This window comes from Kamptonema formosum PCC 10802, assembly GCF_000332335.1.
Classification (GTDB): domain Bacteria; phylum Cyanobacteriota; class Cyanobacteriia; order Cyanobacteriales; family Oscillatoriaceae; genus Oscillatoria.
Genome location: NZ_KB235948.1, coordinates 4,465,492 through 4,483,396, shown reverse-complemented (window position 1 = coordinate 4,483,396; position 17,905 = coordinate 4,465,492). Strand labels below are relative to the sequence as shown.

Sequence of the window (17,905 nt, the reverse complement as noted above, 5' to 3'; positions counted from 1 at the left end):
TCACAGGGCCTAACAATTTCCAATTAACAATTGACAATTACACCTTATGTGCCGGTGAGCGGGAGCTGGGACTGGCCGGCGGTTTCGGTTTGGAGGACAAAAGTGAGAACCGTCTCATCGATCCCCTTCAGCATCAGGGGGCGGAACTTAGTGATCTCCTCCTCATCGAGATAGTCCGCCACTGCAGCGGAAACCAGAATGCTGCCCGGATCTGCCGCTTCTTGCAGCCGAGCCGCAATATTCACCGAAGGCCCAATAGCAGTGTAATCAGCGCGGGCTTCGCTGCCGAACATACCCACAACAGCAGTGCCCTGATGGATGCCGCAGCGGAACTGAATCGGCGGCACACCGGCACTGCCCACCAAACCCTGCTCTTGCCAGCGGTGGTTGAGCAGCGCCAGAGAGCGCTGCATTTGCTGCGCCGCCGCCACCGCACGCCGCACCTGCTCATTGGGAGTCAGCTCCTCCGGAGCCCCAAACAGGGCCATGACCGCATCTCCCACAAACTTGTCCACCGTACCGCCATTATCAAACACCGCCAGCGTCATTTGCGCCAAATATTCATTGAGCAGCTCAGCCACCCGGCGGGAGCGCAGCGTATTCGCCAGCTGGGTAAAGCCGACAATATCGCTGAACAAAATCGTAATCAGCCGGGGTTCTGGACGCAAGTCCAGCGCCAGCTCACCCACAGCCGCCTTGCGCACCATAGAAGGCGGCAAAAACCGCTTGAGCACCGACTCAGTGAGGTAGGCATTGAGTTCCTGCACCCGCCGCTCCTGAGCCTTAAGCGCCAGCAAATTGCGCACCGTTGCCAGCAGCTCCCGGTCATTAAACGGCTTAGCCAGGTAGGCGTCGGCTCCCTTTTCCACCCCTTCCAAGCGAGTTTCTTCGTTCGCCTTTGCCGTCAGCAAAACCACAGGCGTTGCCTTTAAACCCCGATCCTCCCGAATCATGCGAATCATATCCAAACCGGACACCAGCGGCATCATCAAATCCGTCACTATCATGTCTGGGCGGTGCTTCTGAGCCAGCTGGAATCCCTCCGCCCCATTGCGGGCGACGACTACCTGATAGCCTTTCTGCTTGAGAATCCCAGAGACATAAGTGCGCAAATCCGGATTGTCATCCACGAACAAAACAGTCTCGTGAGAGTCAGCTTTTAGCTTATGTGCTGAGCGTTCCGCTGCAGGAGGAGAATTTTGAGTTAATGTTCTAAACTGCTCGCTGAGAAGCGCTAACTCTTCAGAGTCTTGCTCAACCTCCACATCAGCCAGCTCTTCTGCCGCGCGAGAGGGCAGCACGCCCGTGGGCACTTCAATAATTTGTTCGGGAGGCAGGTGGGCGGTGCCGGTGGGCAGCCAAACCGTGAACGCAGCCCCTGACCGGTAAACCGACTCCACAGTAATTTGGCCGCCGTGGATCTCCACCAGTTCTTTCACCAGAGCCAGCCCCAAACCGCTGCCCTCGTGAGACCGGCTCGCCGAGCCCTCAGCTTGGCGGAACCGCTCAAACAGGTGGGGGATTTGGTCAGCGCGGATGCCAATGCCGGTGTCTCTCACTTGCAGCAGGCAGTGATCCCCAGCCCGCTGGAGGGTGACAGTAATGCTGCCGCCCTTGGGCGTAAACTTCATCGCATTGGAGAGAAGATTGTACAGCACCTTGTCAAACTTTTCCAGATCCAGGTAAACCGAGGGGCAGTCGCTGAGCTGGGTGTAGACCCCGATGCCTTTTTTCTGGCAGTAGGGGCGAAACGAATCCACCGTTTGGCTGACGAAATCCACCAAGTCGCAGGGGCGAAACGTGGGCTGCATCCGACCGGCATCGATGCGCTGCAAGTCCAGCAGCTGGTTGACCAGTCGCAGCAAGCGCCGGGAGTTGCGCAGGGCGATTTCCGCCTGCTCGTAGGGCAGAGCCGCGCCTTCGGTGACCGCTGACTCCAGCGGGCCAATCATCAGCGTCAGCGGCGTGCGGAACTCGTGGGAAATATTTTGGAAAAACTCCGTTTTCAGCCGGTCTAGCTCCATAAGCCGTTCCGCCTGCTGGCGAGTTTTTTGATAGAGCCTGGACTGCTGCACTGCGATAGCTGCCTGCGCCGCCACAGCTTGGGCCAGCTCGATATCGGACGCCGACCACTGGCGGGGTTTTGCCGTCGTGCGCAGGGAAATGCTGCCGATAATTTGGCCCTCCGACTGCAGGGGCACCACCAGCAGCGCCCGCGCCGGCGATCGGAGGGGCAAGTCCAGCACGTTCAGTTCTGGCTTGGCTTCCAGATCGCTGACCACCACCGGCTTTCGCGACATCAGCAGCTGCAGCAGCACCGGATTGCCGCGAATCGGCACCACCGACCTAGGCAGGTAGCGAGAGGTGTCTTTACTTTTGGCGTCCGCCCCTTCCCCAATCGCCTGGACTTCCACCTCCTGCAGCCCCGCGTCATACAGTCCCACACACTGCACGTACTCATCTTCCTCCGTCCACAGGGACAGGGCGCAGCCATCTGCGTGCAGGGCTTGTCCCAGCTGTTGGGTGATCGCCGCAAAAATGTCGGTCGGGTTGAGGCTGGAGCGAATCGCCGACGTGATCGTGTTGATCAGGGCCTCTCGTTTGGCCAGGGCCCGCACTTGCTCGTAAGCTCGCGCCTGGGCCAGGGCCAGAGCCGCTTGATCCGCCACCATAATCACCATCTGCACCTCGTCATCCTGCCAGGTGCGCGGCTCACCCATTTGGTGCAGGGCCAGCACGGCCATCAGATCCAGCCGGCAGAACAGCGGCACCACCAGACTGGAGCGGATATTGGCCGACCGGCACGCTGCGGCGCGGGCGACGCCCTCCTCTGTCTCACTGAATCGCGGGTCAGTTTCTGTATCGTTGATCACCTCGACATCGCGAGTGTCCCAAACCGTCTGGGCCAACTCGGCACTTACGCCTGCCGGCTCTCTCGATGCGGCTCCGTTGAGAGAGGTTTTCTCCTCAGTCTTGCTGCGGTAGACGAACCATTCGTCCACCATCTGGTCGTCCTGAACCGGACGCAGGATGCAGCAGGTGACCTCAAACATCTGGCCAACTGTCTCTACGATCGTCTGGAGAATCTGCCGGTAGTTGGTGCGCGAGCGAATCGTATTGGTCACCACATTCAGCAGCGATTCCTGGCGCAGGGTGCGGCAGAGCTCCCGCGTCCGGGCTTTCAGGACGTTGTGGGTGTCCACGGCTTGCCGCACGACGGATTGCAGGTGTTCGGCGTCCCAGGGTTTGGTGACGTACTTGAACACCTTGCCGGCGTTGATCGCTTCCACCAGGTCTTCCACATCGGTGTAGCCGGTGAGAATAATCCGGATCACGTCTGGATAGTGGGTGGCGGTGAGGCTGAGAAACTCGGTCCCGCTCATCAGGGGCATGCGCTGGTCGGAGATGATCACGGCAATATCTCCCTCGGTGGCGAGAATATCCAGCGCCGCCGGTCCGCTCTCTGCCCTCAGCACTTTATATTCCTCGTGGAAGGTGCGGTAAAGCAGATCCAGGTTATCCGGTTCGTCATCGACAACCAGAATTTTGGGCTTACTGTTTTCTTGGGAGGTCATGCACCGCTCTCCTACAGCTAGGGCAGTTAGATCCAACATTGTTTTATCAAGCCTAGGAGGTTACGAGCGTGAGGGTAGCAGGGAGGGATACAGTCATTTTAGGTTTTGCTTTAGTTTGGAATGCCCGGATTAATCTCTACTGTAAAATCTAAAATCTCCGGCGCTCTAGCCCCTTTGGAAATCCGTCATGCTGCCCCCACCGGCAGCAAGGCGTGCCAGGGGGTGTGGGGCCGTGGTTGCGTCAGCCCAAAGGTGCCGGTGGCGGGCGTCCCCAGTCCCCCTGGGGGGTGTGCGCCCATTGCTGCCGCGCTCAACCTTTAACACCGGACCTGGGAGAATCCGCAGGTCAGGCGCGGCGTCAGGGGACTTGAAAAAAGCAACCCGAATTGTCATCTCAGTCAAAGGAGCGATCCTTTGGGTGTGATGGTGTGACCTGCGGTCTGGCACTGCGGCGCAGTCGGTGCCAGCCGAAAAACTGGACAGGCAAGCGGCAGGCGAGCACCGGACCGTGCCCTTCCTGGGTGGTGAGAGCCCCGCACTTCCATTGGTTGATGCACTCCTTATGTACGATCCTAATACAGCCAATAAGCCTGCAAGCTAGCTGCCAGGAAACTCTCTCATCTGACAGCCGGTGGGGGCAATGTTCTTACTTATTAAGATTCCCTCTAAAAACTAACACCTAACCCCAACCAGAGGCACCGATGCCCTCCTTGGGTTTGAGTGAGCGCCGGGAGCTTGGGGAGCGGTCAATCAGTGAAAAACTCTCATCCGCAAGCCGCTCCCCCCTGCTGGGGTGTTTTCCGGTGCTGTTTTGCCACGGCTATTCGCAGCCTAGCCGCCACGAAGCCAAAACCGGCAGCCGCTCCGGATTTGAATCGGTGCCCGTGCCTTGCGCCACCGCTGTCACACGCTCCTGTGGCTGCAACCCCGCCAAGCCTACGCTCGCGCCCTGCCTCAGGTTCCGCGGTGCGAGAGCGCCTTACAGGTTGGGTACAGTTCAGTATACCAACAGGCCGGCCTGTTGATTCTCTGGCTGCGGCAACTTCCGCCAGCTCAGGCATTCCGACAGGAACCATCTGTCCGCCGGCTGTGGGGCTAGACCTCCGTCTCCTGTCCCTTATTCCGTCTCACGCCCCACATCCGCGTCCTTTGAGAGCCCAATTGCTCTGCCAATCGACCGCTTGCCCTGCCGGCACCCACTCCAACACCGCGCCCCTCTGGTGCGGCTCCGCTGACATTAAGGCGGGACTGCCAACCCCTGCCAAGGGCTGCTCGGGGGACGCGGAAACGCCACAAAGTTGCCTTAATTTACTCTATTCTCTTGCCAAATTGCTCTGCTAGTGGTATAATCTCAATATCCAGGCAATTCCGGTAAGCCGCGAGCGCTACTGTTCCTCCTTTCTGGAAGAAGATTGAAGGGCTAGCTTTTCCAGCAATAACCCCGTAAATTCAGGGGAAATATTATGATTTCCTCACCCCCTGCCTTTCAAAGATTGCATGTCCTACAAGACCGCCCTTATTTTTAATCATTTCAGCAGCATTTCCGGTTATGCCTGAGGGCGAAATAAAGAGATTTTACGCATTTTTTTTTAGCGGGCATAACAAAAAAATAAGGTTTGATAGGCGGCGGGGGAGAGATAGCAGGCAACTCATCTTGAGAAAAAGAGAATGAGTAGCGCTGGATTGTCTCCATAAAATATTTAAACCTAGAGAGGGGAAGGGCGGACATTTTTTGGAAACCGGCTGAAGAGAAACAGCGGTCTTATAAATACAGTCTTCGCTTTCAGTAGCGCGCCTCGCGATCTCAACTGGGTGGGGGAGTGCCTCGATCGCAGCAGAGGATTTGGCAGCTCCCAATAGAGTGGCCCTTTGACATTGCAGGTTAGGGTTGGAAACTGGACGCCAACAGGGAGGGAGGCAATTGGCACTCGCAGCTGCGCCTATTCCCCACGGCGTACTGGCCGAAATGCTAAGCTGTAAGGCACAATGAGGGAGAATCAAGGTGGCGCTCCCGGAACAGTGCTTCCTATCTAAAGCTATTTCAAAGGCTGAGGATTCGTTCCCCGTTGATACCCCGGAGAACCCACTCCCGCGGACAAACAGAAAACTTGCTTCAACTCCTGAGGGTATAACTCCAGGTCAGTTTGTGTGAGTTTTGGCGCACGGATCTCCCCTCTGAAGTCAAATCTATAAAATTTGACACCATGCCTTTATGGAACGCCGCTCTCAGCTGCCCGCAGAATTTAGGACGATCTCGCAAGTATCCTGAGTTTAGTTGTGAACCCCTGCTTTTCCTCCGCAACCCCAGGCAAGCCAGATTTTTCCGGCTCTGATGCCGGTTCTAACCGCTTGCTCATCCGTGCTGCCCAACCGCAGGATCTGACCTGCCTTGCTGAGATCCTCACCGATAGCTTTCACTCTCGCGAGGGTCTGATGCGCTGGGTTTATCCATTCTTGCGCATGAGCATCTATGAAGACTTGCGGCACCGGCTCCGCTTTGCCACGGCGCACTACGTCTGCTTTGTGGCTATCGATGTCTCGCCCAAAACCCCAACCCACATCCAGCCAGCTATCGTCGGCACGGTGGAAATGGCGCTGCGCTCCATCCATTCCTGGCCTCACTGTGACTCCCAATATCCCTATGTGTCTAATCTGGCTGTGCAACAGGAGAGCCGCCGCCAGGGAGTGGCTGGGCAATTGCTGCTCGCCTGCGAACGCATGGCCCTCGAATGGGGCTTCCGAGACATCTACCTGCACGTCCTGGAAAATAACCATCAGGCTCGCCGGCTCTATTTCAAGGTGGGCTACCGGCTGCAGGAGGCTGACAGCCCCTGGCATTCTTGGTTGCTGGGACAGCCCAAGCGGATGTTGCTGCGCAAGGACCTCGCCCAAAGACACTGAACTCAGGCGCAGCCGCCCTCCCCGCCACCGGCGGCTCCCGTGCCGGTGTCAAACAGTGCTTCCTGATGGCCTTGCGCGGTGGCGGAAGATGGGAGATGATATAAATTACGGTTGATTAGTTTACTTTATTAGGGCATAAAAACACTATTTTAGTTAGAGCAGGACAGGAATTAATTCCAATCAATAAACCGGAAGTAATCTAAATATAGCATTTCAGTCCTGTCTTTCCCGGAACGCTCCCTGCGTGGGAACTCTCAGACCGGCTTTAAAAAATCTTCACAAAAGCTGGGGGGTAGGGCGGCTAAGATTTACTAAATCTTGTTATTACAAGCCGCGCCACCAAGTCATCATTGATATTACAGATGGGACTCCCATCCGCATGGGTCTTCCAAAAGTACACCTAATTGAGTCACCTTCTGGGCTTTGGGTTTTGGTGCACGCAGCAGGAGTGAATTTCAGATGAATCGCAATAACCAGCAGCACGAGAGCAAAGCTTTTGACGCCGTGCATAACTCAAGCACCGGCATTCATACCCTCAGCTCACAGAACACTGAACGATTGGCAACAAAAACTCCCACCCCTTGCCAGAGCTTGATCTTGCACGCTCGAAAATCGGAAATCCTCGCCCAGATAGGCAGCGGACAGCTGCTGGCGGTGGCTAAAAATCGCCGCTGCGGCTTAATTATCTACAAGCGCTTCCACGCTGAGTTTGCTGGCCCGGGAGCGGCGGTCGGCGGCTTCTTGGATGTGGACTGCCAGCAAATCGTGCCGGTGGGCGATCTGGCTTTGGTCTATCCCGAATCCCACCAAGAGCGACAGAAGGCTTTCTCGATTCGCCGTCACTGGATTCGCTTAATCGAACAGCTGACGCAAAACGCGGCACCGATGCAGCGAGCCCAAACTGTCTTGACCCAGTTTGAGCATTACTTTGACCCGCAGACGGTGAGCCAAATCTCGGATGAGGCTTTTGCTCGTCTCGTGGGCGTTTTGCCGCAAACTGTAGCCACTGTGCGCCGCACCGCTTCGCAGCTTTCCGCCCCGGTGATGGCTTAGATTGGGTATGGCGCATTGGGCATGGGGCATGGGGCATCATCGCATTGTGAATTTTGGATTTTGGATGCCCGGATTTTGGATGCCCGGATTTTCGATGCCCAGATTTTCGATTGATTGTTTTGCGTGTCCCCGCCATGCGCCCGAGGCCATGCGCCCGAGGCCATGCCGGTTCAGAAACCGGGTTTCTTTAAGAAACCCCCCACAGGAATTTTATGAAAATTAATTAACCGTAACTCAAGCAAGTTTGCCAGCCCTAATCCCCTAATACCCTAATTTCGGACTCACTTTCCTGTCTCTCTACCGGCTGAAAAGTGCTTTAAAACGCCGGAGTGTCCGGGAGTTCTCTTCGGGGGTGCCGACGGTGATTCGCAAACCGCCGCCGGTGTGGCGCACGAGGGTGCCACCGGCTCTCAGCTGCTCGGTGAGGCTCGCCAAGGCGTCATTGCCACCGGCACCAGAGAGCCGCAGGTAGATGAAATTGGCGTCGGTGGGCCACACCTGGAGCGCCGGCATCTGGGCGAGGGCGTCTCTCAACCTGTCGCGCTCGGCGAGAATTTCGGGCACCGACGCCAGCAGTTCGTGCCGGTGGCGCAGTGCGCTGAGGGCTGCTGCTTGGGTGAAGCTGGGCAAATTGTAGGGGAGGCGGATTTTTTCCAGGGTGGCGATCAGTTCTGGGTTGCCGATGGCATAACCGGCTCGGTGGGCTGCCAGCCGGAAGGCTTTGGAAAATGTCCGCAAAATAACCCAGTTGGGGTGGCTGCGCAGCTCCGCCGCAACCGTATTTCTACTGAATTCAAAATAAGCTTCGTCAATGACTGCGAGAATGTGCGGAGGCAAATTCCTGAGCCAGTCGAGTTCAGCCGGCGTGAGGGCGCTGCCGGTGGGGGAGTTGGGGTGGACGACGAACACGGCACGCACCGGCGGGTTCTGGGTTTGTTCTATCGCCTGCTGCGCCGCCCCCAAGTCCATTTCAAAGTTCGTTTCACTGCGCCCCACCGGCACAACCGGCACGCCGAGGGTTTCTGCCAGAATTGCATACATGGAGAAGGTGGGATTGGCCACGAGGACAGAGCCTTCTCCGCGCAAGCAGGTGGCCATAATTAGGGAGCGGATCAGTTCGTCGGAGCCATTGCCGGCGGTGATATTTTCTGGGGTGATGCTATCTGCTGGCGAGGGAGTGGCTGTTTCGCAGACATATTCGGCGATGGCTTGTTTGAGGGCGGCGTGGCTGCCATCTGGATAGCGGTTCGACTCGATTTCCTGCTGGTAAGTCCAAGCCAGCTTTTGTTTTAAGTCAGAGGGCAAGTCGTAGGGGCTTTCGTTGGCGTCGAGCCGGTCGGGGGAAATGGGAGCGGGCTCGTCTGGGGTGCCGCCTGGATTGGGGGTGTAGGCGCTGAGCTCGCCAAGGTCGGAGCGGATAAATGGAAGCATGGATTTCACACAAAGTTGAGATAGATATTAGGGGCGGGTTCACTCCGGATGTCTGCGGGAAGCCAAGATTGTCTGTCAACCCGCCCCTACTGTGGATGAAAAAGCTTTCCTGCCGTCTTTTTCAATTCCATTATCCAAAATCTAAAATCCAAAATTGATATTACAAAACGCCTTTGGAACTGGGAATGCTGCCGGCGCGGCGGGGGTCGATTTCGGTGGCCATGCGCAGGGCGCGGGCGAAGGCTTTGAAGGTGGCTTCGATGATGTGGTGGGAGTTAATGCCGGAGAGCTGGCGGATGTGCAGGGTGATTTGGCTGTGGTTGACGAGGGCGGCGAAAAATTCGCGCACGAGTTGGGTGTCGTAGGTGCCGACGCGCTGGGTGGGGATTTGCAACCCGTAGCTGAGGTGGGGGCGTCCGGAAAAGTCCAGGGCGACTTGAATCAGGGCTTCATCGAGGGGGGCGGTGAAGTGGCCAAAGCGGACGATGCCTTTGCGATCGCTGAGGGCTTTGGCTAGGGCTTGCCCCAGGGTGATGCCCACGTCTTCGTTGGTGTGGTGATCGTCGATTTCGATGTCGCCGGTGGCGCGAACGTCCAGGTCGATCAGTCCGTGGGAGGCGATCTGGTGCAGCATGTGGTCGAGGAAGGGGATGCCGGTTTTGGCGGTGCACATGCCGGTGCCATCCAGGTTGAGGCTGACTTGCACGTCGGTTTCGCCGGTGGTGCGGCGGACACTGGCGGTGCGTGCCGGTGGCTGTTCTGGGTTGGGGAGGGTTTGGGGGTTGCGGTCGCGTGTTTGCATGGCAGCTGCTGGCTAGGGAAGCGAATTATATCACGTTCTGCTGAGTGCCGGCAATGGAGCTCGCCACCCCAACCCTCTCCTGCAAGCGGGCACGGGGCTAAGTGTGCCCCTTTTTGGGGCTACCGCGCTGGCTGCTGGCCCGCCGGCAGTTGCGGTCAAGTGCCGGCTGCTAGGGCAAATTTCATGTAGCTGCATATTTATTTTATATTGAATTAATTAATATTAAGATATAATTCCTACGATTGAATTAGAAGTATAATTCATAGGGGCGAAAGGTGTGATACTTAAGGAAGGCGAAAGAGCGGGCGTAAATAAATCGGGTTTTGCCGAAGTTAACCGGGTTCTGACCGCATCGATCCGAACTGTCATAAGCACTTATACTCACCCTGGCGGCCTTCCAGTAAAAAAAGCGGAAGGTGTTGCTAATTTATCAAAACTATTCTAGACTTATAACCAGTGGTTAAAAAATAGAATTAAGGCTATGTACCTAATGAAACCCGCCGGGTCATTGAGTTCGTTGCTGGTAATTATTCCCTTTATCGCCTCACTAGCAGCCGCCACACCGGCACGCGCCCAACCGGTCACACCGGCACCCGACGGCACCGGCACGGCGGTCACGCGAGAGGGAAATACATTTAACATACAAGGCGGTTCCCTGTCAAGAGATGGCGCGAATCTCTTCCACAGTTTCCAGAAATTTGGCCTGAGCGAGGGGCAGACGGCCAACTTTATCTCGAATCCGGATATCCGCAATATTCTGGGGCGGATCGTCGGGAGCGACGCTTCTTATATAAATGGATTAATCCAAGTCACCGGGGGGAACTCGAATCTATTTCTGATGAACCCCGCCGGCATCATGTTTGGCCCAAATGCCAGCTTGAATGTACCGGCATCCTTCACCGCGACAGCAGCCACCGGCATTGGGTTTGGTGCGGGCTGGTTTAATGCGGTGGGTAGCAATGATTACAATATTTTAGTGGGGACTCCGAGTGCGTTTAATTTCGCAAGATCACAGCCAGGGGCGATTGTCAATGAGGGGAATTTAAGCTTAACATCTGGGAACAGTCTAACCTTGTTGGGGGGGACAGTAATAAACACCGGCACCCTGACAAGTCCTGGGGGGAATATTACCATTGCCGGTGTGCCGGGTGAGAGTGCCGTGCGACTTTCTCAAGAGGGGCATTTGTTGAGTTTGGACATTGAGGCGGTGGCATTGGGGGGAGGGACAGGCGGGACGCCTGTCCTACGTCATAATAATGAAAAGCTCACTCCATTGTCGCTGCCACAATTGCTGACCGGCAGACCAGATTTTGGGCACGCCTCTGCGCTGAGTGTGAGTGAGAAAGGCGAGGTGTTGTTGACAGGTTCTGGGGTGAGGATACCGGCAGAATCGGGGATGGCAATTGTTGCGGGGAATATAGATGTGTCTGCGCCGAGTGGTGTTGGCGGCGCGGTCAATGTTTTGGGCGCTCGCGCTGGACTTATCGGCGCTAATATTAACGCTTCGGGCGCAATTGCCGGCGGGGAGGTGCTGATTGGCGGCGACTATAAAGGACGTAGCACAGGCGTCTCGCCTGTGCACCCGCCTGTGAACTTGCCTGTGCGCCCCTTGAATGCCTCACACACGTTTGTCAGTTCGGATTCGGCAATTAATGCGGACGCCCTATGGAATGGAGATGGGGGACGTGTTATAGTTTGGTCAGATAAAACGACACATTTCTTGGGTCATATTAGCGCCCGTGGGGGGATAAATTCTGGGAGTGGCGGATTTGTGGAAGTCTCGGGAAAAGAGAACCTAATTTTCCGGGGGACTGTTGATGTGAGCGCCGCATTGGGCACTCCGGGCATCTTGCTGCTAGACCCAGAAAATATTATAATCGCGGATGGAGATGGCGGGGACTCGGAGAGTGAAGTGACGGACAGTGAAGTCCTGTTTGGGGAGGGCACCGGCACCTTTACCATCTCTGAGGCCAAGCTGGAAAGTCTGGACGGGAACGCTGATGTCAAGTTAGAGGCGAGTAATGATATCACCGTCTCAGACTTGTCGGACAATGAATTAAGCTTTAAACCGGGCACCGGCACGATTACCCTGACGGCGGATGCGGATAGCGATGGCACCGGCTCATTTTCTATGAATGCGGGGGACACCATCCGCGCGGAAGGGCGAAATATTACAATTTCGGCGCAGGCAATAACTGTTGGCAATATTGACACGAGCGCCCCAGAAAACGGCGGTTCCATTACGCTCAATGCCACATCAGATATTGTAACAGGTTCCTTGCGGTCAGCTTCCACCGGCATCGCTAGTGGGGAGAGCTCCCCAAGCAGCAGTGCCGGCACGTCTGGTGATTCTGGGGGAATTCAGACCGGCACCTTGCCGCCGCCTTCCTCGGACACCGGCACAGACGGGGGTATAATTTCCATCAATAGCTCTGACGGAGGGATTGATACGAGTGCCGGCATCACAGGTGATTCTGGGAGTATTCCCGTGCCGCCGCCGCCGCCGCCTCCGCCGCCTGTGTCGCCTCCGCCGACTGTGTCGGACACCGGCACAGGGGGGGGTCTAATTCCCATTGATAGCAGTGGCGGTGGGATGAATGCGAGTGCCGGCATCTCAGGTGGTTCTGTTCAGATAGGTTCAGTGTCGCCGCCCCTGTCAGTCACCGGCAGAGGGGGGGATATAACTCTCAGCAGCAGTGCCGGTGGGATTAATACGAGTGCCGGCAAACTGGACGCCAGTTCTTATAATGGGAATGGGGGAAATATCACCCTGACGGCGCAACTAGACATTGTAACAGGTGCGATTTCCTCGGCATCAGGGCATGTTGCGTTGCAAGAGGGCGGCGACCGGGGCGGCAGGGGTACGGGAGGGAATATCACCCTAGAAAGTCGCAGCGGTGCCATTGATAGCCGTGCCGGCAGTCTGTCTGCCTATTCATTGAAGAGTGATGGGGGTTCTGTCACCCTGAGTGCTTTTGGGGATATTAAGACAGGTGAGATCCGGTCGTATTCAGGTGATTCAATCTCAGAGATAGAGATGTTGGATAATCCCGTCAATGGGGGGAATATCACCCTCACTAGCCGTGCCGGTGGCATTGATACAACCACTGGCGGGGTAGACCCTGTTGATCCCAGCCTTGGCGGGCTAGACGCTTCTTCAAAAAAGGGGAATGGCGGTTCAGTCACCCTGACAGCTTCTGGGGATATTAAGACCGGTAACATCAGTTCGAGTTCGGAAATGAGACGTGGGGGGAATATCGCACTCAATAGCAGTGCCGGTGCGATTGACACTTCTATGGGACGGATAACCTCTTTTTCAAATGCGTGGAGTATGTCTAGTATTTTTACAGGTGAGGAAAAAGGCGGTTCTGTCACCCTGACGGCTGATGGGGATATTAAGACGGGTGCGATCCGGTCGTATGCGCTGTTCCAGGCGGGGGATATCACCCTCAAGAGCCGTGCCGGTGGGATTGACACCGCCCGTGGGTGGCTAGAAACTTTTTCAAGGGAGAGGAATGGCAGTGCTGTCACCCTGACAGCTTCTGGGAATATTAAGACAGGTTCCATCTCCTCGGGTTCATACACCAGCAGTGGCGGGAATATCACCCTCAATAGCAGTGCCGGTGCCATTGATACTGCCGGTGGCGAGCTAGACTCTTCTTCATCTCAGGGGAATGGGGGTTCTGTTTCCCTGAGTGCCAGTGGTATAATCTTAACCGGCGACATCAAATCGTTTGGCTTCTTGCAGGGTGGGGACATTACCATTACCAGCAACTTGAGTGACATCATCAACCGGGGATTCTTTGACTCCGCTTCCACTTCAACAAATGGCACTCCAGGGGCTCTGGCCATAAATGCTTACGCCGGCAGCATATCCGCAGGGAGCTTGAGCGGTGCGAGGAATATCACAATTGCTGCTTCTGGCAAAGATGGTGCCTTCAATACGAACTCAGACGCCAGCGTCACTGCCAGTGCCAGCAATATTAGCGCTGTCGCCGGGGATGTCACCCTGAACGCTCACAACGACATTACCGTCAGCGAACCCATTAAAAGTAGCTCAATTTCCAATTTAGAACTCAATGCCGGTCGCAGCATCAACATAAACGCCGACATCGACACCTCAGGCGGGAACGGCAATATTACCTTGCGAGGGAACTATAACGGCGCTAACCCGAATTATCGCGAATCGGGTGCCGGTTCCGTGACAATGGCACCGGGCGCGACGTTGAAGGCCGGCACCGGCAATATTGCCATAGAATTGGGCCAGCTTGGAGAAGTTGGCAATATCACCCTGAGCAATATAAACACGGCAGGCGCTCTCACCGTCAGTGCCATAGCGGGGAATATCCTGCGCAGCTCAGCCGACTCGTTAATTACCGCCGGCAGTGCTTTATTCCAGACAGAAATATTAGATGCAGGCAGCATTGGGCTGCCGGCAGAACCGCTGCGCATCAGTGTCAGCAATTTACAGGCAAGCGCAGGAAGTGGGGGGGCGTTTTTCGAGTCTCCAGCGGGGGGAGTGACGGTGGGTGGCGCTACCGATCAGCCTGTGGGGATTATAACTTCAGGTGGGGGAGAGGTTTCGCTACGCGCTGCCGGTGACATCACGGTTGCGGAGCCGGTGAGCACTGTTAGTCCATTTTCTGGCAATTCCGGAAATATCACCTTAAATAGCACCGGCGGTGGCATTGATGCCACCGCCACCACTCTCAACTCCACCTCCGCACAGGGAAATGGAGGTTCTGTCACCCTGACGGCTTCTGGAGATATTAAGACAGGGGATATCAGGTCGAACTCTAATGCCACCGGCTCTGGGGGGAATATCGCCCTCACCTGCAGTGCTGGTGGCATTAATACTGCCTCCGGTATGCTATCCTCCTATTCAGAAGCAGGAAATGGGGGTTCTGTCACCCTGATGGCTTCTGGGGATATTAAGACAGGGGATATCAGGTCGTATTCAAATGGCACCGGCTCTGGGGGGAATATCTCCCTCACCAGCACTGCCGGTGGCATTGACACTGCCGGTGGCTCGCTATCCTCTTATTCAATTCAGGCAAATGCGGGTGCTGTCACCCTGACGGCTTCTGGGCATATTAAGATAAGTGGAATCGAGTCAATTTCAAGCAGCGGCAGTGGGGGGAATATCGAAATCAAGAGCAGCGCCGGTGGCATTGAAACTGTCGGTGGCAGCCTATCCTCCAGATCCAATGAGGGGAATGCGGGTTCTGTAACCCTGAGCGCTTCTGGGGATATTAAAACAGATGACATCTGGTCGTATTCTTTGGGCACGGTCACCGGCAGTGGGGGGGATATAACCCTCACTAGCAGTGGCGGTGGCATTGACACTACCGGTGGTGGGCTATCCTCTTATTCAACTCAGGGGAGTGCGGGTTCTGTCACCCTGACGGCTTCTGGGGATATTAAAACAGGGCAGATTGAGTCAATGGCGGGTTTTTCCGCTGACCAGTTGTGCGATTATAGTGGCTGTGTGCTGAACTTCACCCCACTTGAAGGGAGCATTGCCACCGGCGGAAATATCACCATCGAAAGCAGCGGCGGTGGGGTAGATACCAGCACCGGCGCACTCAATACAATGTCTTCTGGGGGTGCTGCCGGCAATGTTACCATCAATGCAGCCGGACATGTCGAAATCGCTACCATCCGCTCCGAAGGCCCATCGCGCGGCGGCAATATTAGCATCCGCAGCGACAGCCAAAATAGCATCAATGCTAGCGGCAATCTCGACACTTATTCTACTAATGGTACGGCGGGTGATATCACCACTACGAGTCCGGGTAGCATTACCCTAGCAGGTAACATCACCTCCTATGGCAGCACCGAAAGTGGCGACATTACTGTGACTAGCAACAGTAATAACGTCACGACAAACACTATCACAACGCAAGCGGGAAGTGGGCCCAGCGGGAATATCACCGTCAATGGCAATAATATTGCGGCAGGCAACTTGGACTCGATAGGCAGTTTGGGCGCGGGGAATATTCAAGTGAGTGCCGGGGGAAACGTCACGACTCTGAATATCCAGTCTCGCACGGATGAAGGGGATTCGGGGAATATAAATGTGTCAGCCGGTGAGGACATCAGCACCGGCAATCAAAGCACAACCACCGGTGAGGGTGATTCCGGCAATATCAGCAACACTGCCGGCTCAGATGTGAGTGCCGGCAATCAAACCACCAGCGCCGCAAATGGCAATTCTGGGAAGATCGACAACAGTGCCGGCTCAGATGTGACTGCCGGCAATCAAACCACAAGCTCCGCAAATGGCAATTCTGGCAATATCACCAACACTGCCGGTGGCAATCTTACCGCCGGCAACCAAACCACCACCGCAACGAATGGCAATTCTGGCAGCATCACCAACACTGCCGGTGGCGACATAAACACCGGCGCTCAAACCTCCAGCGCTATTGGCGGAACTGCCGGCGACCTCACCAACACTGCAATTGGTAACATAAATACTGGCAATCTCACCTCCACCGGCACTCAAGGAAGTGGGGATATAAACCTCACGAGCGCTAGCGGACAGATTCACACGGGTGAAGTCCGCAAGGATACGGGAGAAGTGAATATCAATGCTGGCGTTAATCCCGTGCCGGTGCCGGTTTTCGCTCCCGCAAACTCCGTGCAGGTAGCTTCCTCAACCCAAACCCAGCCGGTGCTGTCTGCTAGCTTGAATCATACCCTGAGTTCTGACAGCAGCATCAACCCCAACCTGTCGGGCAGGAAAACTGCCACCCCCGACAGTAACGAACTCGCTCTCAGCAGCAGCGCCCAAGAGATCGCAGCCGGTCTGAATGTGCTTAATAGCAGCCAGCTGGCGGTGAATTCGGCGGAAGCCATCGCACAGTTGGAGCAAACCCGCGAGCGGGAATTTACCAACTACTTCGGCTCAGATATCTCTAACAAGCTGACCTCAACAGAAAGCATCCGAGACGCTTTGGCAACGATTGCTTCCCAAACCGGCACCCGCTCTGCTATCATATATGTTACGGCACTTCCTGACCAAGTGGAAGTGGTGCTGCTGACGCCAGAAGGCAAGTTTATTCGCAAGACTGTGCCGGCAGTCGAGCGGCAGAAACTGATGCTTGCTGTCCGGGATTTTCGCGACGAAATCACAGACGTTCGCCAACGGAACACCGACAGCTATTTGCAGCCGGCGCAGCAGCTTTATAAGTGGCTGATTGCGCCGGTAGAGGCGGAATTGCAAGCCGCTAAAATTGACACGCTGCTGTTCAGTATGGATGCCGGGTTGCGCAGTCTGCCGGTGGCGGCGCTGCATGACGGCAAACAGTTTCTCGTGGAAAAATACAGCCTGGCGCTCATCCCCAGCGTCAGCTTGATTGACACCCGCTACCAGCCTCTCCACGGGAAACAAGTTCTGGCGATGGGGGCGTCGGAATTTCCCGACCGCAAACCCTTGTTAGCCGTGCCGGTGGAACTTTCCGAAATTACCCATAAGTTGTGGCAGGGCAAAGCCTTTTTGAATCAAGACTTCACGCGAGACAACCTGATGGAGCAGCGCTCTAACTATCCCTATCCTATCATTCACCTGGCAACGCATGGGGAATTTCAAGCGGGGAAAATCAGCAACTCTTACATTCAGCTGTGGCAGGACAAACTGCGCCTTGATGAGCTGCGCAACCTTCACCTGAACAGTCCGCCGGTGGAGTTGCTGGTGCTGTCTGCCTGTCGCACCGCAGTCGGCGATGAAAAGGCGGAGTTGGGGTTTGCCGGTTTCGCGGTGGCAGCAGGAGTCAAGTCAGCAGTTGCCAGTTTGTGGTATGTTAGCGATGCCGGAACTTTAGCGCTAATGACCGAGTTTTACCAGCACTTGGCATCAGCCAAAATTAAAGCGGAGGCGCTGCGTCAAGCGCAGCTGGCGATGATTCGGGGAGAAGTGCGGATAGAAGGGGGTCAGTTGCTGCGGAGCGGAACTCGTGCCGGTGTTTCCCTGCCGGCAGAATTGCTCAACGAAGGATCCCACAATCTCAAGCACCCCTATTATTGGTCCGCTTTTACCATGATTGGCAGCCCGTGGTAATATGAATTTTGCCGTCGCACCTTAATAATATGAACCCCTCTCCTTCTCCCCCTCCCCGTGAACGGGGAGGGGGTTGGGGGG

General features: G+C 55.9%; 7 protein-coding genes. 3 read left to right on the top strand and 4 right to left on the bottom strand.

The window, feature by feature from the left end; all coding sequences use genetic code 11:
- Positions 1-44 precede the first annotated feature (44 nt).
- A complete protein-coding gene (locus OSC10802_RS40910; protein ID WP_044170172.1) occupies positions 45-3,575 on the bottom strand; it encodes a response regulator in 3,531 nt (1,176 codons plus the stop codon).
- Between the two features lie 165 nt (positions 3,576-3,740).
- A complete protein-coding gene (locus OSC10802_RS0119455; RefSeq protein WP_155968081.1) occupies positions 3,741-3,977 on the bottom strand; it encodes a hypothetical protein in 237 nt (78 codons plus the stop codon).
- 1,875 nt (positions 3,978-5,852) lie between these two features.
- Between OSC10802_RS0119455 and OSC10802_RS0119450 the strand changes: the two genes are divergently transcribed.
- Positions 5,853-6,476, top strand: coding sequence for a GNAT family N-acetyltransferase (locus tag OSC10802_RS0119450; RefSeq protein ID WP_017718440.1), 624 nt, complete (start codon positions 5,853-5,855; stop codon positions 6,474-6,476).
- Between the two features lie 459 nt (positions 6,477-6,935).
- Entirely contained in the window at positions 6,936-7,529 is a 594-nt protein-coding gene (locus OSC10802_RS0119445) for a hypothetical protein (RefSeq protein ID WP_017718439.1), read from the top strand.
- A 297-nt stretch (positions 7,530-7,826) separates the two neighbouring features.
- Here the strand turns inward: OSC10802_RS0119445 and OSC10802_RS0119435 are convergent, their stop codons facing one another.
- Entirely contained in the window at positions 7,827-8,960 is a 1,134-nt protein-coding gene (locus tag OSC10802_RS0119435; RefSeq protein WP_017718437.1) for a histidinol-phosphate transaminase, read from the bottom strand.
- Between the two features lie 160 nt (positions 8,961-9,120).
- Positions 9,121-9,762: an imidazoleglycerol-phosphate dehydratase HisB gene (gene hisB, locus OSC10802_RS0119430; RefSeq protein ID WP_017718436.1), complete on the bottom strand. Its 642-nt coding sequence runs from the start codon at positions 9,760-9,762 to the stop codon at positions 9,121-9,123.
- A gap of 490 nt (positions 9,763-10,252) precedes the next feature.
- Here hisB and OSC10802_RS0119425 point away from each other — a divergent pair, with 490 nt between their 5' ends.
- Positions 10,253-17,824, top strand: coding sequence for a CHAT domain-containing protein (locus OSC10802_RS0119425; RefSeq protein WP_017718435.1), 7,572 nt, complete (start codon positions 10,253-10,255; stop codon positions 17,822-17,824).
- The last annotated feature ends 81 nt before the right edge of the window (positions 17,825-17,905 follow it).

Coding starts and splice junctions, on each gene's coding strand:
- OSC10802_RS0119445 (WP_017718439.1), top strand. CDS start 6,936: ATGAATCGCAATAACCAGCAGCACGAGAGCAAAGCTTTTGACGCCGTG.
- hisB (WP_017718436.1), bottom strand. CDS start 9,762: ATGCAAACACGCGACCGCAACCCCCAAACCCTCCCCAACCCAGAACAG.
- OSC10802_RS0119435 (WP_017718437.1), bottom strand. CDS start 8,960: ATGCTTCCATTTATCCGCTCCGACCTTGGCGAGCTCAGCGCCTACACC.
- OSC10802_RS0119425 (WP_017718435.1), top strand. CDS start 10,253: ATGAAACCCGCCGGGTCATTGAGTTCGTTGCTGGTAATTATTCCCTTT.
- OSC10802_RS40910 (WP_044170172.1), bottom strand. CDS start 3,575: ATGACCTCCCAAGAAAACAGTAAGCCCAAAATTCTGGTTGTCGATGAC.